Annotated in this window: 16 protein-coding genes and 2 pseudogenes; 8 read left to right on the top strand and 10 right to left on the bottom strand. The window is 70.3% G+C overall.

Going from position 1 to position 21,313, the window contains the following annotated elements; translation table 11 throughout:
- Window positions 1-120: 120 nt before the first annotated feature.
- Both OG898_RS26570 and OG898_RS26565 read left to right on the top strand, forming a co-directional pair.
- Entirely contained in the window at window positions 121-1,476 is a 1,356-nt protein-coding gene (locus OG898_RS26570; RefSeq protein WP_250745022.1) for a GAF domain-containing protein, read from the top strand.
- Window positions 1,477-1,532: 56 nt separating this feature from the next.
- A complete protein-coding gene (locus OG898_RS26565; RefSeq protein WP_266959654.1) occupies window positions 1,533-3,056 on the top strand; it encodes an aldehyde dehydrogenase family protein in 1,524 nt (507 codons plus the stop codon).
- A gap of 1,005 nt (window positions 3,057-4,061) precedes the next feature.
- On the opposite strand, the gene OG898_RS26560 is transcribed toward OG898_RS26565, so the two are convergent.
- Entirely contained in the window at window positions 4,062-5,210 is a 1,149-nt protein-coding gene (locus OG898_RS26560; RefSeq protein WP_250745013.1) for a serine hydrolase, read from the bottom strand.
- 551 nt (window positions 5,211-5,761) lie between these two features.
- Between OG898_RS26560 and OG898_RS26555 the strand changes: the two genes are divergently transcribed.
- Entirely contained in the window at window positions 5,762-8,920 is a 3,159-nt protein-coding gene (locus OG898_RS26555) for a BTAD domain-containing putative transcriptional regulator (protein WP_266959652.1), read from the top strand.
- 47 nt (window positions 8,921-8,967) lie between these two features.
- Here OG898_RS26555 and OG898_RS26550 read toward each other — a convergent pair whose 3' ends face one another.
- On the bottom strand, window positions 8,968-9,801 hold the full coding sequence (locus OG898_RS26550; protein ID WP_250745011.1) for an alpha/beta fold hydrolase: 834 nt from the start codon (window positions 9,799-9,801) through the stop codon (window positions 8,968-8,970).
- Window positions 9,802-10,001: 200 nt separating this feature from the next.
- Window positions 10,002-10,841: an alpha/beta fold hydrolase gene (locus tag OG898_RS26545; RefSeq protein WP_266959650.1), complete on the bottom strand. Its 840-nt coding sequence runs from the start codon at window positions 10,839-10,841 to the stop codon at window positions 10,002-10,004.
- A 307-nt stretch (window positions 10,842-11,148) separates the two neighbouring features.
- Here OG898_RS26545 and OG898_RS26540 point away from each other — a divergent pair, with 307 nt between their 5' ends.
- On the top strand, window positions 11,149-11,730 hold the full coding sequence (locus tag OG898_RS26540; protein WP_266959648.1) for a sigma-70 family RNA polymerase sigma factor: 582 nt from the start codon (window positions 11,149-11,151) through the stop codon (window positions 11,728-11,730).
- 259 nt (window positions 11,731-11,989) lie between these two features.
- On the opposite strand, the gene OG898_RS26535 is transcribed toward OG898_RS26540, so the two are convergent.
- Together OG898_RS26535 and OG898_RS26530 are read right to left on the bottom strand one after the other, a co-directional pair.
- Complete coding sequence (locus tag OG898_RS26535) at window positions 11,990-12,472, bottom strand: DNA starvation/stationary phase protection protein (protein ID WP_250745008.1); 483 nt, start codon at window positions 12,470-12,472, stop codon at window positions 11,990-11,992.
- Between the two features lie 909 nt (window positions 12,473-13,381).
- A complete protein-coding gene (locus OG898_RS26530) occupies window positions 13,382-14,341 on the bottom strand; it encodes an ankyrin repeat domain-containing protein (protein WP_266959647.1) in 960 nt (319 codons plus the stop codon).
- A gap of 287 nt (window positions 14,342-14,628) precedes the next feature.
- Between OG898_RS26530 and OG898_RS26525 the strand changes: the two genes are divergently transcribed.
- The 3 genes from OG898_RS26525 to OG898_RS26515 all read left to right on the top strand — a co-directional run bounded on the left by OG898_RS26525 (window position 14,629) and on the right by OG898_RS26515 (window position 16,734).
- Entirely contained in the window at window positions 14,629-15,465 is an 837-nt protein-coding gene (locus tag OG898_RS26525; RefSeq protein ID WP_266959646.1) for an AraC family transcriptional regulator, read from the top strand.
- 82 nt (window positions 15,466-15,547) lie between these two features.
- On the top strand, window positions 15,548-16,018 hold the full coding sequence (locus tag OG898_RS26520) for a cupin domain-containing protein (protein WP_266959645.1): 471 nt from the start codon (window positions 15,548-15,550) through the stop codon (window positions 16,016-16,018).
- The gene (locus OG898_RS26515) at window positions 16,015-16,734 is read left to right on the top strand and encodes a GDSL-type esterase/lipase family protein (protein ID WP_266959644.1); all 720 of its coding nucleotides are present in this window, start codon (window positions 16,015-16,017) and stop codon (window positions 16,732-16,734) included. The genes OG898_RS26520 and OG898_RS26515 overlap by 4 nt, the downstream gene beginning before the upstream one ends.
- 305 nt (window positions 16,735-17,039) lie before the next feature.
- On the opposite strand, the pseudogene OG898_RS26510 reads toward OG898_RS26515, so the two are convergent.
- A pseudogene (locus OG898_RS26510) lies at window positions 17,040-17,411 on the bottom strand (SDR family oxidoreductase); the annotation flags it as partial.
- A 170-nt stretch (window positions 17,412-17,581) separates the two neighbouring features.
- Between OG898_RS26510 and OG898_RS26505 the strand changes: the two are divergent.
- A pseudogene (locus OG898_RS26505) lies at window positions 17,582-18,303 on the top strand (helix-turn-helix transcriptional regulator).
- A 3-nt stretch (window positions 18,304-18,306) separates the two neighbouring features.
- On the opposite strand, the gene OG898_RS26500 reads toward OG898_RS26505, so the two are convergent.
- The 4 genes from OG898_RS26500 to OG898_RS26485 form a co-directional block, all read right to left on the bottom strand.
- Window positions 18,307-18,909 carry a DUF6529 family protein gene (locus OG898_RS26500; protein ID WP_266959643.1) on the bottom strand — a complete coding sequence of 201 codons (603 nt, stop codon included), beginning with the start codon at window positions 18,907-18,909 and terminating at the stop codon, window positions 18,307-18,309.
- 184 nt (window positions 18,910-19,093) lie between these two features.
- Window positions 19,094-19,621 carry a hypothetical protein gene (locus tag OG898_RS26495; RefSeq protein WP_266959642.1) on the bottom strand — a complete coding sequence of 176 codons (528 nt, stop codon included), beginning with the start codon at window positions 19,619-19,621 and terminating at the stop codon, window positions 19,094-19,096.
- 335 nt (window positions 19,622-19,956) lie between these two features.
- Window positions 19,957-20,352 carry an excalibur calcium-binding domain-containing protein gene (locus OG898_RS26490; protein WP_266959641.1) on the bottom strand — a complete coding sequence of 132 codons (396 nt, stop codon included), beginning with the start codon at window positions 20,350-20,352 and terminating at the stop codon, window positions 19,957-19,959.
- 4 nt (window positions 20,353-20,356) lie between these two features.
- The gene (locus tag OG898_RS26485) at window positions 20,357-21,310 is read right to left on the bottom strand and encodes an IS481 family transposase (protein ID WP_266959640.1); all 954 of its coding nucleotides are present in this window, start codon (window positions 21,308-21,310) and stop codon (window positions 20,357-20,359) included.
- Between the last annotated feature and the right edge of the window lie 3 nt (window positions 21,311-21,313).

Here is a 21,313-nt window from a genome sequence, read left to right as displayed (position 1 = left end):
GGCGCACCGGCGGGGACCGGCCGACCCGCATCCCGCACTGGCCGACGTACCGCTTGCCGGGGCGTCGGGCCGGTACGACGATGGGGCGCTCCGGGTACCAAGGCACCGCGAGAGGGTGACATGGACGATCCTTCGGTGGCTCTGCCGGGCGGGGCCGACCCCGCCGAGCGGACGCGGGAACTGCGGCGGGCCCACGCCGCGTTCACCCAGGACGGGCGGGTCGAGGCTCCGGTGCGGGCGGTCATCGCGAGGTCCTGGCGCCGCTGCGCCCGGGCCCGGGTCAGCCCGGAGTGCACGCCCCGGGTGGAGCTGGCCGGGGCGGAACTGCGGTCGTACCGGGAGCAGCACCCCCTGGCCAGGGTGCTCCCGCTGTTCCGGGACCTCGTGGGCGCCTTCGCCTCGGACGGGGCCCATCTGCTGGCGGTGTGCGATGCGCGGGGCAGCCTGCTCTGGGTGGAGGGCGAACCCGCCACGATGCGGCGCGCGGAGGGCCTCGGCTTCGTGCCGGGCGCCCACTGGGCGGAGACGGCGATGGGCACCAACGCCCCCGGCACGGCGGTGGCGGTCGGCGAGCCGGTCCAGGTCTTCGGCGCCGAGCACTTCAGCCGTCGGGTCCACCCGTGGACCTGCGCGGCGGCTCCGGTCCGCGATCCGCGCACCGGAAGGCTGCTCGGCGCCGTCGACGTCACCGGGGGCGACTGGCTGGCCCATCCGCACTCCCTCGCCTTCGTGCGGGCGGTGGCGTGCGCGGCGGAGGCCCGGCTCGCGCTGCTCGATCCGGCGCCCCTGCCACCCGGCGGCTCCCTCACCGCGCTCGGCCGCGACGAGGCGCTGCTGACCGGCGCGGGCGGCCGTGAGGTCCGGCTCGGGCGGCGGCACAGCGAGATCATGGCGCTGCTCGCGCACCATCCGGAGGGCTTGTCGGGGGAGGAGCTGGCGATCGCCCTGTACGAGGACGAGTCGGTGTCACCGGTCACCCTGCGCGCCGAAATGTCACGGCTGCGCGGCCTGTTGGGCCCCCGGGCCCCGCTCTCCCGCCCCTACCGCACGGCGGCGCCCCTGGAGGCCGACTTCACGGCCGTCACCCGCCACCTGGCCTCCGGCGCCGTCTCGGCGGCGCTGGCCCGCTACCCGGGCCCGCTGCTGCCCGCGTCCACGGCGCCCGGCATCGTCCGGCTCCGGCGCCGCATCGAGGAGCAGGCTCGGGCCGCCGTGATCGCGCGGGCCGACCCGGGGCTGCTGACCGACTGGGTGTCCAGCCCGTGGGGCGCGGAGGACATCGACGTCTGGCGGGCCCTGGCCGCCGTACTCCCGGCTGCGGGCCGGACGGCCGCGCTGGCCCGCGTACGGGCCATCGACGCGGAGCTCGGGGCTCCGCGCGGTGACGTACAGGCCACCGGCGCTCCCACCCGGCCACCGTCCGCGGCCCGTTCACCGCGCGGCCGTGCAACGTACCGGCAACCTGCCCGCCCCTAGCCTCACGGCGAGCACCGGCCGACGGCGGCCGGCGCCCGGCAAGGGGAGGTCCTTCCATGGCCCGTTACGCTGCGCCCGGTACCGAAGGCGCGCTCATGTCGTACGCGTCCCGCTACGGCCACTTCATCGGCGGCGAGTACGTCGAGCCGGCCCTCGGACGGTACTTCGCCAACCCCTCCCCCGTGACCGGTGAGACCTTCACCGAGGTCGCGCGCGGTACGGCCGAGGACGTCGAGCGCGCACTGGACGCGGCGCACGCCGCGGCGCCCGCGTGGGGCCGTACCTCGATCACGGAGCGTTCCACGATCCTGCTGCGCATCGCGGACCGGATGGAGCAGAACCTGGAGGCGCTCGCGGTCGCGGAGACCTGGGAGAACGGCAAGCCGATCCGCGAGACCCTGGCCGCCGACATGCCGCTCGCCGTCGACCAGTTCCGCTACTTCGCGGGCGCGCTGCGCGCCCAGGAGGGGGCCCTCAGCCAGATCGACGAGGACACGGTGGCCTATCACTTCCACGAGCCGCTGGGGGTGGTCGCCCAGATCATCCCGTGGAACTTCCCCATCCTGATGGCCGTGTGGAAACTGGCGCCGGCCCTGGCCGCGGGCAACACGGTGGTGCTGAAACCGGCCGAGCAGACCCCGGTGTCGGTGCACTACCTGATGAGCCTGATCGCGGACCTGCTGCCGCCGGGCGTGGTGAACATCGTCAACGGCTTCGGCGAGGAGGCCGGCAAGCCGCTCGCGTCCAGCCCGCGCGTGGCGAAGGTGGCTTTCACCGGGGAGACCTCCACCGGGCGGCTGATCCTGCAGTACGCGGCGGAGCACCTCAAGCCGGTCACGCTGGAGTTGGGCGGAAAGAGCCCCAACCTCTTCTTCGACGACATCTGGACCGCCGACGACGACCTGCGGGACAAGGCCCTCGAAGGGTTCACGATGTTCGCCCTCAACCAGGGCGAGGTGTGCACCAGCCCCTCGCGCGCCCTGATCGAGCGCGGCCGCTACGGAGACTTCCTCGACGCGGCCGTGGCCCGCACCGAACTGATCGTGCCGGGGCATCCGTTGGACACCGACACGATGATCGGCGCGCAGGCCTCGGCGGAGCAGCTGAAGAAGGTCCTGTCCTACGTGGAGATCGGCCAGCAGGAGGGCGCGAAGATCCTGACCGGCGGCGGGCGCATCGACCACGGCGGCGAACTGGCGGGCGGCTTCTACGTCCAGCCGACCATCTTCGAGGGCGACAACCGCATGCGGATCTTCCAGGAGGAGATCTTCGGCCCGGTGGTGTCGGTGACCTCGTTCCAGGACTTCGACGACGCGGTGCGCATCGCGAACGACACGGCGTACGGCCTGGGCGCCGGCGTCTGGACCCGCGACATCAACACGGCCTACCGCGCGGGCCGCGCGATCCAGGCGGGCCGCGTCTGGACGAACTGCTACCACGCCTACCCGGCCCACGCGGCCTTCGGCGGCTACAAGCAGTCGGGCATCGGCCGCGAGACCCACAAGATGATGCTGGAGCACTACCAGCAGACGAAGAACCTTTATTGCAGCTATTCCCCGAAGGCGGTCGGGTTCTTCTAAAGCGCCAAGTCCAGCTTCCGGAAGGGAAATTGCCCTCCCGAAGACAGCCTCGATCAGTCACTCATCGGTACGGATCCGTCACGCTAGGTGCGGAAAGCGGTCACTCGGCCGCACCTCCCGGACCAGTCATGGACCGGATCCGATGCCGAAGGCAGCGACCCCAGGGCCAGGCCACCGCCCGGTCCCGCCCCACTCGCCGGCGTCGTCCGCGGGCTCGCCGCCACCGCGGTCGCCGAGGAGAAGGCCGGAGTCGCTCTCGTGCCGTGTCGACCGGAGCTCCTGCAGGCCGCGACGCGGCATGCGGCCGAGGACGTGCCGTGCGCGCACCTTCGGTACATCGGCCCCGCCCTCGAGAAGAACGGTGATCACCGCGAGGTAACCTCGCTGGTCCACCGGCGGCGCCGCGCCCTGGCCGAAGGCGGCCTGCCGACTGTCCGCGACCCAATCACCGCAGGAGCCACTACCGCGTGATCTTGCAGGGATTGAGGGTCGATGCGGGCCGGACAGGTCCGGTGGCCCCGGATAGGCCGACCGGTTTGGTTCTGGGCCCCCGTTCGCTGTCGTGGCGAATGGAGCACGGCAGGCTTCCGTCACCACGCTGGCGTGGTCGCATCGCCTCATGAAAGATCCGTTCGCTTGCGACGATCCGGCTGTGCTGTCGGCCCGGCTCCGGCTCCGGCTCCGGCTCCGGCTCCGGCTCCGGCTCCGGCCGATCGTGCGGTAGCCCGCCGTGCGGTGACCGCACGGGCCGCAAACCCCGCAGAGTGCGAGGTTCTGCTCGACACTGCTCGGGCTGCTTCCCCGCGACCAGCAGTTCGAGACATCGCACCCAGATTCTGAACGCAAAACAGGTCCTCGACAGCGAGGGCCTGGTCAAGGCCCTGCAACGTGAGCGCGAGGAGTGGACGCTCTCCAGCCGTCGACGGGGGGAGGCGACATCCGGCTCACGTCAAGGTCGTTCGGCCGACAGCCGCGCCTCTGGCGCAACGGTGGAGCGGACGGGCCTCAGTCGGTGGAGTCCAGGACTTCGTAGACATGCCTGATGTAGCTGTGGGTGCGCTCCGAGCCGAGGAGCCCGTCGCCCAGTCTGTTCATCGTGTACGAGAACGTGACGTGGCGGTCGAGGTCCATCATGACGATCGAACCACCCCGGCCGACCCAGAAGCAGACCCTTCCGGTGGGCATGTACGGCATCGTCCTCGGATCGGCGAGCGCGAAGCCGATGCCCCAGCGCACGGGAACGCCCAGGAACAGGTCGACTCCGTCTGCCTGTACGTCGAGGACCTTCTCCACCGTCTCCTCGGAGAGGAGACGGTGGCCGTTCGCCTGGCCGCGTCGTGAGATCACGGAGAGGGCGCGGGCCATGCCCCGTGCGTTGCCGTGTCCGTTGACTGCGCCGAGCTCCGCACCCCGCCAGCGCGGGGTGTCGACATGCTCGTCCCGGGCGGGACTTCCGAGCAAGGTCTTGGTGAAGATCCCCTCGGGATCGAGGCCGGCGGGGATTCCGGAGAGCTGCGACGGGGCCACCAGCTCGGCTATGCGCGGCCAGTCGGCCTGCCGCGCACCGATCTGCACGTCGGCCTGCAACGGCTTGGCGATCTCCGTGTCGACGAACTCGGTCAGGGTGCGGCCGCTGACCCGCCGGACGAGCTCCCCCACGAGCTGTCCCTGTGTCTGCACGTGATAACCCGCGGCGCTGCCCGGCTCCCACCAGGGCTCCTGCGCGGCCAGACGGGCGCTCGCGGTCGGCCAGTCGTACAGATCGTCCATGGTGAAGGGCTGCTGCCAGCCGGAGAGCCCCGATGTGTGCGCCAGGACATGCCGCACCTCGATGTCCTGCTTGCCCTGAGCGGCAAATTCGGGCCAGTAGTCCGCCACCGGGCGGTGGAGATCCAGTTCCCCCCGGTCGACGAGGACGAGGGCCGCAAGACTGCTCAGGGTCTTGGTGGTCGACCACAGACTGACCAATGTGTCCCGGTGCCAAGGAACGGTCCGCGCTTCATCGGCGTGCCCACCCCACAGATCGACTTCCATGACTCCGCGAACGTCGACGGCGATCGACGCCCCCAGCTCCTCGCCGGACTCCACATGTGCTGCCAGCGCCGCTCGGACCGGCTCGAACCGGACGGTGCTCATTCCCTCGACATGGACCATGTCTCTTCCCCACTCCTGACGACGACCGTTCGATCGGTCAACGGAACGAAGGTCACACCGGTTCACGCCCCGTCGAAGGTGAGGGCATCTGTCCGGATGTCCTTCTGACAGGACGCCACCGGCGGAGATCGTCTTCGAAGCCCCGGCGTGTCCTCCGGCACCGCCGACGGGAACGGTCCGCGCAACCACGGGTTCTTCACCGGCTGTTCGGCGCTGAGGCTCACAGATCCGCAGCACTTCACAGGCCGTACCTCCGCCCGGGCGAGGAAGCCGTCCAGCGCATGGCCGCCGGCGAATTCATTACGCCGAGTGACGTCCTGCTAATGTCCTGTCCGGTATGCGGGCAGTGGACGACGGGGGCCTGGCCTCTCCGATCACCTGCGCCGGCCCCATCTCGGCGGACAGCTCACCGCGACGAAGGTGGCGCGGATGTCCGGGTCTACCGGCACCCGGTTTTCACAGCGGCAACGGGTCGCCCGCATGTCCGCGGGTCATGGTCATGTGTGTGCTTCCGATGGTGGCGCCGTCGAGCGGGATTACGGGTGGGTACGGTGACAGTTGCGGGGCAGGGTCTCGACTTCGGACTGCTGGGTCCGCTGGTGGTGCGGCGGGCGGGCTCGGTACTCGATCCGGGCCGGCGCAGACAGCGGCTGCTGCTGATCCGCCTGCTGCTCGGCGACGGCCGAGCGGTCGCTCCGCAGACGCTGTGCGAGGAACTGTGGCCGCAGCAGCCGGGACGGACGCAGGGCGGCGCGATGGGCTCCCTGCACGCCCACGTGAGCAAGCTGCGCGCGGTCCTGGAACCCCAGCACCTGCGCCGCGAAGGCACCTGCCAGGTACTGGTCACCGAACCCCTGGGCTACTCCCTGCGGGTGCCGCCCGAGAGCCGTGACACCGTGCGCTTCGAGCAGGCCCTTGCCCAGGCACACCGGTTCATGGACCAGGGCCGGCCGGAGCGCGTCGTGGAGGAGACCCGAAGAGCCCTGGACATGTGGCGCGGCACCGCGTTCGCCGACGCCGCGCACCACCTGTTCGCCATCAACGAGGCAGCACGCCTGGAAGAACTACGGCAGTCCACCCGCGAGATCCGTACCACTGCCCTGCTCCTGCAGGGGCGGATCACCGAGGCCCTGGACGCGGCGCAGGAGATGACCACAGAGCATCCCCTGCGGGAAACCGGCTGGGCCCTGCTGCTGCGCGCCCTGTACCTTGCCGGCCGGCACCCGGAAGCGCTTCAGCGCTTTACCGACCTGCGTCGGCACCTCGCAGACGAACTCGGCCTCGAACCCGGCCCATCCCTACGCGCGCTGCACCACGGCATCCTCCACCACGACCTGCCACCCCTTCGCTCAGCCGATGAGCCGAACAGGTTCGGCGGGGCATCCGTCTCCGGCCGGGCTACCGGACACGGACGTGACCCGCTCGGGCCGACCGCGTCCGGGATACCGGAGGAAGACGAGGCGACCGCGCCCACCGGCCCGGTCGACGACGAACCGGCCGATGCCGCCGATCGGTCCGCCGCGGGTGGCGCCCCGGCTGCGCAGTCCGATGGAACCACGTCGCCGCCCCGGGTACGTCCGGCACAACTGCCGCGTAGCCTGGCGGTGTTCGCAGGGCGCGAGGCCGAGGGTGCGTGGCTGTCGGCCGTGAGCGGTGCACCGGACCGCCCTGGAACGATTGCAGCCGCTGCCGTCGTCATCAGCGGTGCTCCCGGTGTCGGCAAGACCACCTTCGCCGTCCACCACGCCCACCGCATCGCTTCGTCCTTCCCCGACGGACAGCTTTTCGTCAACCTGTGCGGTTTCCACCCCCACGCACCCGCCGTCGAACCCGGTGCCGCCCTGCACGGCTTCCTCACCGCCCTCGGCGTTCCCGCCCAGCGCATCCCCGAGGACACCCCCGGCCGCAGCACACTCTTCCGCAGCCTCCTCGCCGACCGGCAAATCCTCCTCGTTCTGGACAACGCCCGAGACGAGCAACAAGTACGCCCCCTGCTCCCAGCAGGAGCGGGCTGCCTCACACTGATCACCAGCCGCAACCGGCTTCCCGGCCTGATCACCACCGACGGCGCCAAACCCCTCGCTCTCCCCCTGCCCTCGCAGGCGGAGGCCCACCAAGCCCTCGAGCGACGCCTGGGCACCGAACGACTGGTCGCCGAGCCCGCTGCCACAGCCGACATCATCCGCCTGTGCGGACGGCTTCCCCTGGCCATGGCCGTCGTCGCCGCCCGCGCCGAAATCGATCCCTCGTTCCCCCTTCACGCCATCGCCGACGACCTGCGGGACACTCACGGCAGCCTCGACGCGTTCACCGGCTTCGACTCCACCACCGACGTACGCGCCGTCTTCTCCTGGTCCTACCGGTCCCTGGACGAGCCCACGGCCCGGCTCCTGCGCCTCCTGGCCCTGCACCCCGGCCCCCACATCACCGCCCCCGCCGCCGCCAGCCTCGCCGGCCTTCCACTTTCCGGAACCCGCCGCGCACTCGCCGCCCTGGTCGGCTCCTGCCTCGTGGAACAACCACTACTCGGCCGCTACAGCCTGCACGACCTCCTGCGCGGCTACGCCACCGAACTCACCCACACCAACGACAGCGCCCAGGAACGCCACCACGCCACCCTCAGGGCTCTGGACCACTACATGTTCACCGCCCACGAGGCCAACGAGCTCCTCAAACAGGACACGTCGCCCGACCTCGACTTCGGTGCCCCCGGCCCGGGCGTCACCCCGGAGGACCTCACCACCGTCCAGCAGGCGACCCGGTGGCTCACCGCCGAACACCGAGTGCTGGAAGGCCTGCTCCACACCGCCGTCAGCCAGAAGCTGGACCACCACACCACCGGGCTGGCCTGGTCGCTCAAGGAACATCTCAACCGTCAGGAATTCTGGCCCGAGGCCATCACCGCGCTGACCCCCGCCCTCGACGTGGCCCGGCGCCGGGGCGACCGCCTCGAAGAGGGCCGTTGCCTGCGCCACCTCGGCGGCATCCACGGCTATCTCGGCCACCAGGAGCAGGCTCTCCGCCACCTGAGACGCGCGATCACGATCTTCGAAGAGCTGGGCGCGACCGGTGAACAGGCGCGAGCGCACTATGTCAGGGCGTGTGCGCTGTTCCTGTTCGGCCGGGTCCAGGAGGCCGTGACATCCTCCGAGCGGGGACTGGAACTGTCCCGGGAGACCGGTGAGGAGCTGTGGCTGGCCGAGTGCCTCGTCGAGCTCGCATGGTTCCAGTCCAACCTGGGGCAGCTCGAAAGGAGCCTTGCGTACAGCGAAGAGGGCATCGCCCTGTTCCAGCGCCTCGGCGCGCCGTGGCAGCTGGCCCAGGCCTGGGACATCCTCGGCCACAACCTCCGTATGCTCGGCCGTCACGAGGAGTCGGTGGCCACCTACCAGCGGACGACGCGGGCGTTCGAGGAGCTGGGCGACCACAGGAACGCCATCGGCTCACTGATGCGGCTGGGCGACACCCGGCTGGCCATGGGTGACCGGGACGGCGCACGAGCGGACTGGACCCGGGCCCTCGAAGGCGCCGACGCGCGAGCCATGTCCCACAGCGCCCAGCAGGTCCGTGACCGGCTCACCGCCCTGGACATGGACGCGGACCCCACGCCCACCGTGCCGGAGAGGGCCCTCGGCAGTCACAGCCACAAGCTCCCGGCAGCGAGGAGCGGCGAGGGAAAGGCCCTCCGCCCCGTCACCGACGAACGGTGACGGGGCGCGTGCGGGTCGCCGTCCGGCAGGTGTGAGGCCGCCGCCCCTTACTTGGCCAGGAAGGTGAGGAGGGCGTCGGTGACCTCCTGGGCGTGGGTCCACAGCAGGCCGTGCGGGGCGCCCTCGATCACGACGTAGTCGGCCTGCGGGAGCGCCTTGCGGAAGAGCTCGCCGGTGGATTCGATGGGCAGGATGCGGTCGCCAGTGCCGTGCAGGATCAGCGCCGGCACGTCGACCTTCCTGATGTCGGCACGGAAGTCGGTGGTCCACGTGGAGACGCAGGCCAGCGAGGCGTACCAGGAGGCGCCGGCGGCCACGTTCCAGCTGTTGCGGACCGCCTCCTCGCTGATCCGGGTGCCGAGGTTCTCGTCCAGGTTGTAGAAGTCCTGGTAGAACGCGCTGAAGTAGGCGTACCGGTCGGCGGTGACGGCCTGCTTGATGCCCTCGAAGACACTCCCGTCGACACCGTCGGGGTTGTCGTCGGTCTTGAGCAGGAACGGCTCCAGCGAGGCGAGGAAGGCAGCCTTGGCGACGCGGGCGGAGCCGTAGGTGCCGAGGTAGCGGCCGACTTCGCCGGTGCCCATGGAGAAGCCGACGAGGACGGCCTCGTCGAGGTCGAGGCTCTCCATGACGGTGTTCAGGTCGGCGGCGAAGGTGTCGTAGTCGTAGCCGGTGGTGGGCTGGCTGGAGCGGCCGAATCCGCGCCGGTCGTAGGTGATGACCCGGTAACCGGCCTCCAGCAGGGCTGCGGCCTGCTTCTCCCAGGAGTGTCCGTCGAGCGGGTAGCCGTGGATCAGCACGACCGGCTGCCCGGTGCCGTGGTCCTCGTAGTAGAGGTCGATGGTGGTGGAGTTCTCCTGGCCGACGGTGATGAACGGCATGGTGGTTGCTGCCTCTCGATATGGGTCGATGGGTCGATGGGTCGTGGTGCGAGGTGGTGGCTCGGGTCCGGTCGGCGGTCCGTACTGGCCTCGACCTCAGGTGTCCGGCACCGGCACCTCGTCACGCTGGAAACGGTGACGGGGTGGGCGCGGTTCACCGTTTGGCCGATAGGGGCCGGCGATGTGGCCGGAAAAGCCGGTCAGTGGACCGTACTGGCCGCCTTCTCCACGATGCGGGCGACGGCGTCGGGACGCGAGACGGACACCGCGTGCGAGGCGTCGATCTCAGTCGTACGTGCGTGTGCCCGAGCCGACATGAAGCGCTGGGCCGCCACGGGGATGTTCCGGTCCTCGGTGGCGACCAGCGACCAGGAGGGAATCGTCTTCCAGGTGGCAAGGGTGGAGTTCTCCTCCAGCGCGGCGGCGGCGATCGGACGCTGCCCGGTGGCCATGAGCCTCGCCCTGTCCGCCGGAACGTCCGCGGCGAACTGCCGGCGGAACTTGTCCGGCTTGATGAAGACGTCAGCACCCGAGGCTCCGCCGGGAAGCTCGTAGGTCACCGGAGCGATGACCTGGCCGAGGGTGCTGCCGGGGAACTTGTTCGTCAGCCCCAGCGAGCTCTCGCCGGCGTCGGGCAGGAACGCGGCGATGTAGACGAGGGCCTTCACCTTGCCCTCCAGGCCCGTGGCGGCCTGGCTGATGACGGTGCCGCCGTACGAATGGCCGACCAGGACCACCGGGCCGTCGATGTGCTGGACGACGCTGCGCAGGTAGGCGGCGTCGGTGGCCGGCCCGCGCAGCGGGTTGGCGGCGGCCACTACCGGGTAGCCGGCCCGCTGCAGCCGCTCGACGACCCCGTCCCAGCTGGAGGCATCGGCGAACGCCCCGTGCTCCAGCACGATCGTCGGCCGGGTCCCCTGGTGACGGTCCGGCGCTTCGTCCTGGCCGGGCAGGGCCGCGGCCGTGACGGAAAGGCCGACTGCCGCGACACCGAGCAGGGTGACCAGTCGGACAGGCCTGGTCGGTCGGGTGATGCGCATCTTCGATGTCCTTCTGTGTGAGGGCTGTCGCCCTGAGGGAATGGGGCCGGCGGGGCGGAACCGGCTCCGACGAGAAACACGGCACAGCGGTAAGGGCTCTCGTGTGCCCGAGCGCCACCGCTTCCTACGAGCAACCCCGCGCTGCGGTTCACCGACGGGCTGATCTCGGTCGGGCGTACGGGTCGACAAGCGGCGCGACAAGGAGACGACCAGGTTTGGCAAAGGGGTCCCGCCGAGTGTTGAGCCACTCACCCGCGCCAGTGGGAGAGCACGCCACGGAACACTTGAACAGAATTGGGCACCACCCATGAACGGGATCATGGAGGCGGGGACGGCCACCCTCGCTCCGGCTGGGGCACAGGCCCGGCACGTCGCTTCGGACACCGACTGCGACGCCTTCATACGAGACATCTACGAGCAGTACGGCCATCTGCTCGTCCGGTATGCCGCGCGGCTGCTGGACGGTGACTGGCACAAGGCCGAGGACATCCTCCAGGAGACCGCGGCGCGTGCCTGGAAGCACGCCCGGCTCTTGAGCGCCCGCGGCGAACACATCCGGCCCTGGCTGTTCACCGTGGCCAGGAACCTGGTCATCGACCACCACCGGGCCCGGCAGGTTCGGCCGCTGGATCTGATGGCGGCCGAGGACCTGGACACCTCCTGGGACGGCACCGAATCCACGCTCACCTCTCACGCGGTGCTGGAGGCACTGCGGGAGCTGAAGGAGCAGCACCGGACCGTCATCCGCCTCATGTACTACCTGGAATGCAGCGTGGCTCAGGCAGCCGAGCACCTCGGCATCCCGCCCGGCACCGTCAAGAGCCGTGCCTTTTACGCCGTGCGGGCACTGCGCAAGGCCTTGGAGAAGCAAGGGATATTCGGCATGTAGTCACGGCACGGGAGGGCACTGCGGGCCCGGTCCTACCCCTCCTCGCCGAAGGGGGCGATGATGCGCGTGGTCGTCGCGCTCCGACGCGCGTCGGTCCGGGACCCGGCAGGACCGCCCGGGGAGAACCGCTCGGCCTCTCGGCGACAGCTCCTCGGGGCGCCGTTCTCATCCATCGGCCGCCCCACCCCCTTGCGGCTACCGCTGCCTCCGGTGTCACTGGAGGCGGCGGCCGACGGTCACCGCCTCCGACAGCACGCGTTCAGCCTTGCCAGGTTCTGTTCTCCGCCTGGAACATCCAGCTCTGCTTCTCCAGTTCGGCCGTCAGTCCGATGAGCAGATCCTGACTCACGGCGTCCACCGGACCAGTCTCCTCGATTCGTTCCCGCACCCGCACGGCGACCACGGAGAACGCGTGCACCAGGGCTTCGACAGCGTCGCCGTCCTTCGTCCAGCCTGACGGGAAGGCAGGCACGCCGCTGGTGTCCGCGATGGTGGCCGCCCGTCCGTCCGGGCTCACTCCCAGCGCAGCCGCGCGTTCGGCCACTGTGTCCGCGTAGTCGCGTGCGATCGTGGCAGCCTCGTCGAGCTGAACGTGGACTGATCGAAATCGCGGGCCGTACAGGTTCCAGTGCGCCTGCTTGGCCACCAGGGACAGATCGAGCAGGTCGACCAGGGTCGCCTGGAGGGCCGCGCCCGCGATCTCGCGGTCGCCCACCGGCAGCGGGCTGTTGATCATCGTCATGGGTCTGTGCTCCTTCGGGAGTGTCGTTGGCATCCGGACAAGGAGGCCGACGGGTTGGCGTCCGGATGAACACCGGCCGTCACACACACCCGCCTGGAGTGCCGACGGCCTCGACGCTACGTACGGCCGCAAGCCCCGAGGGGTTCAGCTCCTCCGGCACACAGGGAAGGTACGGCGCGGGTCAGGCATCGCTGACGGCGTGCGCCAACGGAGAACAGAAACCTGCCTGGTTACTCGGCACCCGCACCGGCCCGTACTCAGCCGCCTCCCGTCTGCGCCGGTCGACTGATCTGCGACACCGGACGGCACGACTCGCCCGCCGTGGCCCAAGAAGCCATCGACAACGTCCCCAAGGCCGCGTTCTCGCCCGACGCCCACGGCTGGTGGAACACCCAAGCGGCTGGGCGGCTCCCCCACCCCCTGTCCATGGCTCGCGCAGATGCCACCTCCGCACAACAACAGGCACAGCGCGCCCAGGCACCTTGGCGGTAAGACGACCTCACCCTCAGCCCCAGCCGGCGAGCTGCCGGGGACATGCAGGACATGGATCGCTCCCAGAACTTCCCATCCCACGCCAGCTTCTCCGCCTGGGGACCGCGAGGACCAAGATCCGGACCATTTCCGGACCAGCCCCCGTCAAAGAGCCGCGCCAACTGTCTTTTCACCTGGTCAGCATGGGTGCAACTGCTGTACCGCAAGGAGACGAAGAACCTCCTGGTGTCCTACTCCCCCAAGAAGCTCGGCTTCTTCTAGGCCCTGCTCAGGCCCTGGTCAGGGCCTGAGCCGGTCCTGCGGAGGGGGTCGATTCCCCGGCGGGCTGTCAGTGGCTGCGCACAGCCTGCCGCCATGCCCTCGGCTCCTGGTGAGTTCCGCCACTTCCTGGGGTCGTTCTCCCGGGGTCGCTCCGGGTCATTGTTCCCAGTAGTTGCGCTGCGGCAGTTCGACCCACATGTCTGGCGGTCCTGTGACGGCGCGTGCATCGGTCAGCCGAAGTCCGGGGAAGCCGCATGCGTAGGCTGCTGCGCTGTGCCGGTAGAGGTAGGAGGTCAGGACTTCCTCGGAACTGTCGCCGGGAGAGGGCGCGCCGCCCGGGTGGAGGTCCGAGCCTTCAAGGCTGCCGTTACGGGCGATGCTCCCCTGGTCGCCGCTCTTCGGATTGGCGTAGAGCCCGTAGCAGAGTGTTCCGGCGGACAGGCGGGTCACAACACCCGGCGCCGAGGCGATGTAGCCCCACGGCTGGGTGAGAACGCAACCACCGCGCACGGTGGTCACGCCCACGACCTGCAGGCTCGCGTCGAAGTTGTGCGCCCAGGGTTCTTCGCGTAGGTGCTCCAGCTCTCTGCCGCAGACTGGGACTGCCGCCAAGCGGCGTATCGCCTCTTCGGCATCGATCCCGGCCACGCACCCAAGGCTCGTGCCCTCGTAGTGGACACCTGCCAGTGCGGCGACGAGTCGTGCGCCCGCCCGCGCGGCCGTTCGTTCCACCAGGCTCAAGCCGCGCATGCCTTCGGGCGCCTCGAACAGGCCGGGCTTGGGTCCGGCCAGGCTGAGCCGCCCGGGCGACCAGCCCCCGATCAGGGGCTTCCAGGGATCCGCGCCCGCGGCGGCGAGGGCCCGTGCGTTGTCCGGCCGGTCGGACCAGACGGCTTCCCACAAGGCGGTTGTCCCGTCCTGCAGCGCGTCCACGTCCACGACCCGTCCAGCCAGCTCGGCGACAACGCGCGGTGACCCCCAGGCCGCCGCCCGGTGCAGGGGCCGTCCCCCGCTCCACGCTTCCGGATCGGCACCCTCATCAAGACGGCGTGCCACATCGGCGTGGTCTGCCCAGCCCCAGCCCATCCCCGCCCAGCCATCCTTGCGACCCGTCACTGCTTCCCCTCCAGGATGAATCGGGCCGACTCCTGTCATTGCCCCGTACGCGCAGCGTCACAGACGGGTCTGACACACGGTGCACGAAGGAGTCGACGAATCCGCCACGCAGCCTTGATGGCCTCGCTGTACGCGCGGACCCGGTCGGGGCCGCGCCCGTAAGCGGCCTGCCACGCTCCGGCGAGGGCCAGGGGTGCCGGTAGGACCTGTATCGCCGGGCGCAGACGGCAGTGATCAGTCCTTGGGCGGTGATCTAGCTGGGTTCGGTGGCTCGTACACTGCCGAGAATGGAGCACCACACGGCCACCGTGATCGGGGCACGTCCGGCGCCTGCATTACGGCAGTACGTCGACTCGTACATCTGCTTCGACCTCCGCGGGCTCCCGGCGGGGGTGCACTGCGGTCCGCCGAGCCGCGCGCTGACTGCGGTGATCAGCCTTTCAGATCCTTTGGAGATCGCGGCGGGCGTTGACGACGGGTCACCCGTCACCCGATTCGGCAGCGTGGCCGGCGGTCTGATGCGCCGGTCCGTTGCGATCCACCACGATGGACGCCAGCACGGTGTGCAGGTATCGCTGACGCCGCTCGGGGCTCGGGCCGTCTACGGCATGCCCGCCGCCGAGCTCGCCCACCAACTGGTCCCACTTGAGGCGCTTCTCGGCGCGCTCGGCGTCGAGCTGGTCGACCGGCTCCGAGCGGCGACAGGATGCGCGGCGCGGTTCGCCGCGCTGGACGAATTGCTCCTCCGAGCCGTGGTCCGTGGTGCCGGCGGAGACCGTGTGCGCCGGGTGCGCCCCGAGGTGGCCGAGGCCTGGCGCCGCCTCATCGCCGCGCGGGGCTGCGTCCAGGTTGGTGCGGTCGCCGCGGAACTCGGCTGGAGCCGTCGGTACCTCACCGAGCGGTTTCGCGGCGAGATGGGCCTGTCGCCGAAGACCTTTGCCCGAGTCCTGCGCTTCGAGCACGCGCACGATTTGGCGGGGGTGCAGGACCCGCTCCCGTGGGCCGATGTGGCAACACTCTCCGGCTACGCCGACCAGGCCCATCTCGTTCGGGACTGGCGCGAGTTCACGGGCCGGTCGCCGGCGGCCTGGCGTCGCAGCGAAGTCCTCCTCGGGGCCGGGTAGTCGCCGACCGTCCGCCCATCGCGTCGACTTCTCTTCCCTTTTCTTCAATACCGCCCCATCGCTGTCGTGGACGATCGTCGTCATGAGACTCGTCAACCACGAACGCAACGCCATGGACCTGCGGACCACCCCGGTGCACCTCGGGCTGGGATCGAGAGCAAGGCCCGTAGAGGGCTTCGCCTGGGACCCGGAGGCGCTCCAGGCCTACAGCGCCGCGGTCGCGGCCGATGGCGCCGAGGGCCGGATGGTGATGATCTTCGACGGTGACGGCCCCGGCGACCATTGGGAGAGCCACCCCGCCGGGGACGAACTGGTCGTTTGCCTCAGCGGGTCAGTGACGGTGACCCGCGACGTGGACGGGGTGCCCGACCGCGTTCTGTTCGGGCCGGGCGAGGCCACCGTCAACCCGGCCGGGATATGGCACGTGGTCGACATGGAGGGGCCTGCGTCCATCCTTGCCATCACCGCGAGCCTCGGCACCCACCACCGTCCTCGGACCGACACCCGCCCGGCCGAACACCTCGGCGCGCCCGGCCCCGAGGAAGCGCCGTGACGACACGCATCGCGTGCCTCGGCGACAGCCTCACCCGCGCGCAGTTCAGCGTCGACTACCTGGACCTTCTCGGACGGCGCCACCCTCCCGGCGACCTGCAGCTTGCCCGCTTCGGCGCCAACGGCGACTTCGCCTACAACCTCTTGCAGCGCCTCGATGCCGTCGTCACGAACCCGCCCGACGTGATCACCGTGCTGATCGGGACCAACGACGCCCGCGCCAGCCTCGCCGGCTACCCCGTCGAGCAGGCCATGAAGCGCAAACAGCTCCCCGAGCGCCCGTCAGCCGACTGGTTCCAGCAGTGCCTGGGAGCCGTCGTCGCACGGCTGCGAACGGAGACCGACGCGAGGATCGGCCTGCTGTCGCTACCCGTACTCGGCCAACAACTCGACGGAACAGCGGCACGGGCATCGCAGGCGTACAGCCGGATGATCGCCGAGACAGCCGCCACCAACGAGGTGACCTACCTTCCGCTCCACGAACGCCAGATCGAGGAACTGCGCCAGGCGGACCCGCCGCCGATCCCCTACCGGGAGGTGACGACCGCAGCAGTCGTCGGCGTCCTTGCCCAGCACGTACTGCTGCGCCGCAGCCTCGACACGATCTCGCGGCGCCGAGGTCTCGTGCTCACGACCGACCACATCCACCAGAACACCCGCGGCGCCACCCTTGTCGCTGAGGTCATCGACGCCGGTCTGCTGACCCAGAGCGCGTAGCTGGTTCCACCGCGCCGCCGGCGCGGTGCTGGGGTTGCGTCTGCGCGTGCGGAGCGCCACGTGACGACTCCCGGTCGGACGAGATCGATGCCGCCGAGGATCTTCACTACGGTCAAGGCTCTGGCCGAGGCCATGACCAGGGCCGAGAGCCCGACCGCCGCGAAGGGCTGGCCGCTTCCCCTGTTCAGCGCGGTGCAGCTGACGTACCACCAGGAGACAAAGAACCTCCTGGTCAGCTACTCCCCCAAGAAGCTTGGCTTCTTCTCAAGGGTTGAGCACGGCGCCTGGGCTGCCCTCGATGCGCCGACGCGGACGGAGCCGTCCGACTCCTGGCGCAACCCTTCGGATATGGCTCGGACGGCGAACTTGGTCGCGCAGTAGACGGCCGCGGTGGGCGACACCTCGTACGCACCGACGGAGGCGATGTTCACGCAGTGTCCTCCGCCCTGGGCTCGCATCACGGGCAGGGCGGCGGCGATCCCGTACAGCACGCCCCGCACGTTCACGTCGATCATCCGGTCCCACTCGTCGACCTTCAGCGCCTCCAGCGGCGAGAGCGGCATCACCCCCACGTTGTTGACCACCACGTCCATGCGGCCGTAATGCTCGCGGGCGGCGGCCACGAAGGCCCGTACATCGGCGGCGTCAGTGACGTCCAGCCGCCGGAAGGCCGCGGTGGCTTCGGTACTCATACCCGTCCTGCTCCTCGCTCCTCGTGCGCAGCGGATGACTCCGCCGGACCGAGTCTGTGCACGCGGCGGCCCGCCAACCAGGACGCGCCGCACCCAGGCAGCACGGCTCCCCCACCCCCTAGCCTGTGGCCATGACCGTGACCGTGACCGCGGCCATGACCGGCAATCCCCTCGGAGAGTTCCTCCGCGCGCGCAGGGCGGCCCTGGGGCCGCGGGACGTCGGCCTGGTGGGCCACGGCGTACGCAGGGTCGCCGGCCTGCGCCGTGAAGAGGCCGCCGACCTGGCCGGAGTGAACGCGGACTACTACGCCCGGCTGGAGCAGGGCCGCGAACGCGAACGCCATCCCTCGCCCCAGGTCCTCGACGCCCTCGGCCGGGCCCTGCGACTGGCTCCCGACACCCGCGCCCACCTGCACCGCCTGGCCGGCGCCGTCCCTGCCGGCCGGCCGGCCACCGACCGGATCAGCCCGGCCCTGCACCAACTCCTGGACGGTTTCTCGGACGCCCCGGCATTCGTCATCAACGCCACCCTGGACATCCTGGCGGCCAACGCCCTTGCCGAGGCACCGCATTCACCGTTCGCGCCACACCGAACGACCCGCGTCTGCCGTCCCTCATCCGCACCCTCACCGCCCACAGCCCGGACTTCGCCCGCCTCTGGACCACCCACGAGGTCCTGGGCAAAACCCAGGACACCAAGCACCTGCACCACCCGTCGGCCGGGCCCCTGACCGTGACGTACCAATCCTTCGACGTCCGCGCCGCGCCGGGCCAGCAACTCATCGTCTACCTACCCGCTCCCGACACCCCCACCGCCGAAGCCCTCGTCCGACTCGCCGTCCGAACCGCGGGGCCTCAGCCTGGTGACGCCGCCTGACCACTACCCCAGTGGCATGGGGTGGTGTCCGAAGGACAGCGCCGGCACGGTGTCTCCGTTGAAGTGCCACAGCGCGCTCGTGTACCAGAGGACCACCACCGCGACCACCAGCGCGCCCCCGGCCAGGGGCAGGGCCCAGCCCGGCAGGCGGCGGCTCCGCACCAGCAGGACCTTGGCGGCGAACGCCCCGTAGAAGAAGCAGCCCGCGATCGAGTGCAATGCCACCCGCGAGCCCGTCAGCTGCACGCCATACGCCCGGACGCAGTGCACCGCGATCGGGACGGAGAGGGCGAACAGGACCACACCGACGATCCGGTGGGTGATCGGCACCGGGCCCGGCACCCGGCGCACCCCGGGCAGCCGGCGGTACATCCACAACGCAAGCAGCAGTTGGAGAACGGCCAGCCCCAGAATGCCGGTGGCGAGCTGTGCCTTGAGGCGCAGGGCATCGGCGTCCGCCTGGCCGAACAGTGTCGCGGTGTAGTCCGGTGTGTTCGCCCGGCCGACCAGGAAGACGGCGACGAAGACCGCGGCGGCAGCCGCGAACGCCAGTGCGAGAGCGAGCCCGGCTTCCGGGCGGCGCAGAACGGGCCGGGTGTGCGGCATGCGCTACTCCTCGTCTCGAAACGCTGAGGGTTGGCGGTTCGTCGTCCCTTCTACTCGCCCGGTGCGGCAGATGGCGGCCGACGCGGCCGTACCGGCCTCGACTCCTCGTGGGGAGCCGGGGCCGGGGCGCCCTGTGAGAATCCGTGGATTCCCGGGTGCGCCGTCGGCTCGCCCAGGGCCCGGCTCAGCCCGGATCGCCCGAGGTGCACGTATCCAGTGCCTCTTCCAGGGTGTGCGCGTACTTCCTGAAGTGCCGTTTGATGTCCTCCGGGGAGTTGGACGCCGGCATCAGAACGCCGGGGAGGAAGGCCGCTCGCCACATCAGGAAGACCTCGCTCGCCGTGCGCGCGTGGGCGGGCGACCCCAGCAGGGCAGCGGTTTCGAGTACCTCGACGATGGCCGCGGCACTGGCCTCCACGTCCTGCGCGCGGAAGGAGGCCGTGCCGACCAGAGCCTGCAACAGGTGCGTCAGCTGAAGGTCCGCGCCCATCCGGGCCATGCGCCGCACCGCCTGGGCTCCACCGAGCTCCGGCGAGAACTCCTCGATGCAACCGGACCACAGCAGCAACGACGTGACGGCGATGTCGTGCTCGCGCAGATACCCCAGCTGATCGACGATTTCCATCGCCTCCGGACGGAACCTGCCGATGTCCCGCACCGCGGCAAGGATCCGGTCCAGTTCCTTACGGCGGATCGCGGCGAACTCGGCCACCGTTTCCCCACGGAGGGACGCTCCACATTCGACGATCCCCCCGAGAGGTCCGAAGATCTCCCGCGCAAGAGACGTCTCCGAGGGCATGGGCCGCTCATCCACCGCTGCTCAGCTCCTTCGCGTTCGCGCGCACGTTCGCTTCCTTGTCGTCCAGGTTCTCCAACCCCGCGCCCATCGAAGCGCCGGCCGCGTCCCCCGACTCCCGGCAGACGAAGAACCTACTGGTCGGCTGCGCACCCAAGGAGCTCGGCTTCTCCCAAAGGATTGAGCACGGTGCCCGGCCTGTACGGACGACAGGTCGGGCACCGTGCTGCGCAGGGCTGCTTCCGCTGGTGTTACGGCGTCGAGGGCTTGTCCGGCTCGGTGATCGGTGCGCCGTCCAGCTCGGTCGCGAAGTCTCGGTGGACCGGCTTCTCGTCCTTCGGATGGGGGAGGCCGGGGCATGCGATGCCGTCGCCGTCCCGGTCGAGTTCGTTCGGGTCGAGCGTGTCCGCGCGCAGCACCGCCTGGGCGTCCGCCTGGGCCTTGAACGCGTCGCAGTCGGCCACGTGCCCCTTGCGTACGTAAGGAGCGACGTCGAACCGGGGCTCCGGGGCTCCGTTGCCGGCGCACGCGGTCAGCAGGAGCGCCGCGATCACACCGACCGCCGCCATGGAGGTACGACGGCCCGGTCCCCGCCGTTGGTCCCGGCCCGTCCGGCCCTTGTGGAGGGTGCGTGACTGGTCTCGCATGGGCCTAGGTGTATTGCCCAGTGAGGTTGGGGACGCGGCTGGCGGGTGGTTTGCCTGCGAGCGCGGTGTGTCCGCGGTGGTGATTGTAGGTGTGCAGCCACTTGGGGAAGGCATCGCGTCGCTCCTGTTCTGACTGGTAGGGGCGGGCGTAGGCCCACTCTTCCAGCAGGGTGCGGTTGAGGCGTTCGACCTTGCCGTTCGTCTGGGGTCGGTAGGGCCGGGTTCGCTTGTGGGTGATCCCGGCCGCTGCCAGCAGGTCCCGCCAGGCATGGGACTTGTAGCAGGAGCCGTTGTCGGTCAGGACCCGCTCGACGGTGATCCCGGCCTGGGCGAAGAAGGCCTGGGCCCGGGTCCAGAAGGCGGTGGCGGTCTCCTTCTTCTCGTTGGTCAGGATCTCGCTGTAGGCGAGGCGGGAGTGGTCGTCGACGGCGGTGTGGATGTAGCTGTAGCCCAGGCGGGGCCGCTTCTTGCGGCCGGCCTGGCGGCCGAGGGCTTTGTGGCCGCCGCCGTCGGGGATGTTGCCGAGCTTCTTGATGTCCACGTGGACCAGTTCGCCGGGCTTCTCGCGTTCGTAGCGTCGTATGACGCGGCCCGTCGCGCGGTCGAGGTGGGTCAGGCGGGCCAGCTGGTAGCGGGTCAGAACGCGGTGCACGGTCGACGGCGCCAGGCCGAGCAGGTGCGCTATGCGGGCCGGCCCCCACCGGCGGGCGAGGCGGACCTTGATGATCCGCCGTTCGGTGCGGGTGGGCGTCCGCTTCGGGCTGTGGTGCGGGCGGGAGGACCGGTCGCTCATGCCCGCCTCGCCGTTCGCACGGTAGCGATCGGCCCACCGCTGGGCAGTTGTGGGTGAGACCTGGAAGCGGTCGGCGGCCCGGCGCAGCGGCCAGCCGTCCTCGACCACGCAGCGGGCCAGCCGCAGGCGTCCGGTCTCGGTCAGGGGTGCATTACGGTGGGGCATGAG

It is taken from the genome of Streptomyces sp. NBC_00193 (genome assembly GCF_026342735.1).
Taxonomy (GTDB): Bacteria; Actinomycetota; Actinomycetes; order Streptomycetales; family Streptomycetaceae; genus Streptomyces; species Streptomyces stoeckheimensis.
This window is presented reverse-complemented; position numbering and strand designations above follow the sequence as displayed.

Excerpts from the sequence above, each read along its gene's own strand:
- OG898_RS26485 (WP_266959640.1), bottom strand. The coding sequence starts at position 21,310 with ATGCCCCACCGTAATGCACCCCTGACCGAGACCGGACGCCTGCGGCTG.
- OG898_RS26570 (WP_250745022.1), top strand. The coding sequence starts at position 121 with ATGGACGATCCTTCGGTGGCTCTGCCGGGCGGGGCCGACCCCGCCGAG.
- OG898_RS26525 (WP_266959646.1), top strand. The coding sequence starts at position 14,629 with ATGGAGCACCACACGGCCACCGTGATCGGGGCACGTCCGGCGCCTGCA.
- OG898_RS26490 (WP_266959641.1), bottom strand. The coding sequence starts at position 20,352 with ATGCGAGACCAGTCACGCACCCTCCACAAGGGCCGGACGGGCCGGGAC.
- OG898_RS26535 (WP_250745008.1), bottom strand. The coding sequence starts at position 12,472 with ATGACGATGATCAACAGCCCGCTGCCGGTGGGCGACCGCGAGATCGCG.
- OG898_RS26540 (WP_266959648.1), top strand. The coding sequence starts at position 11,149 with ATGAACGGGATCATGGAGGCGGGGACGGCCACCCTCGCTCCGGCTGGG.
- OG898_RS26500 (WP_266959643.1), bottom strand. The coding sequence starts at position 18,909 with ATGCCGCACACCCGGCCCGTTCTGCGCCGCCCGGAAGCCGGGCTCGCT.
- OG898_RS26545 (WP_266959650.1), bottom strand. The coding sequence starts at position 10,841 with ATGCGCATCACCCGACCGACCAGGCCTGTCCGACTGGTCACCCTGCTC.
- OG898_RS26560 (WP_250745013.1), bottom strand. The coding sequence starts at position 5,210 with ATGGTCCATGTCGAGGGAATGAGCACCGTCCGGTTCGAGCCGGTCCGA.
- OG898_RS26550 (WP_250745011.1), bottom strand. The coding sequence starts at position 9,801 with ATGCCGTTCATCACCGTCGGCCAGGAGAACTCCACCACCATCGACCTC.
- OG898_RS26520 (WP_266959645.1), top strand. The coding sequence starts at position 15,548 with ATGAGACTCGTCAACCACGAACGCAACGCCATGGACCTGCGGACCACC.
- OG898_RS26565 (WP_266959654.1), top strand. The coding sequence starts at position 1,533 with ATGGCCCGTTACGCTGCGCCCGGTACCGAAGGCGCGCTCATGTCGTAC.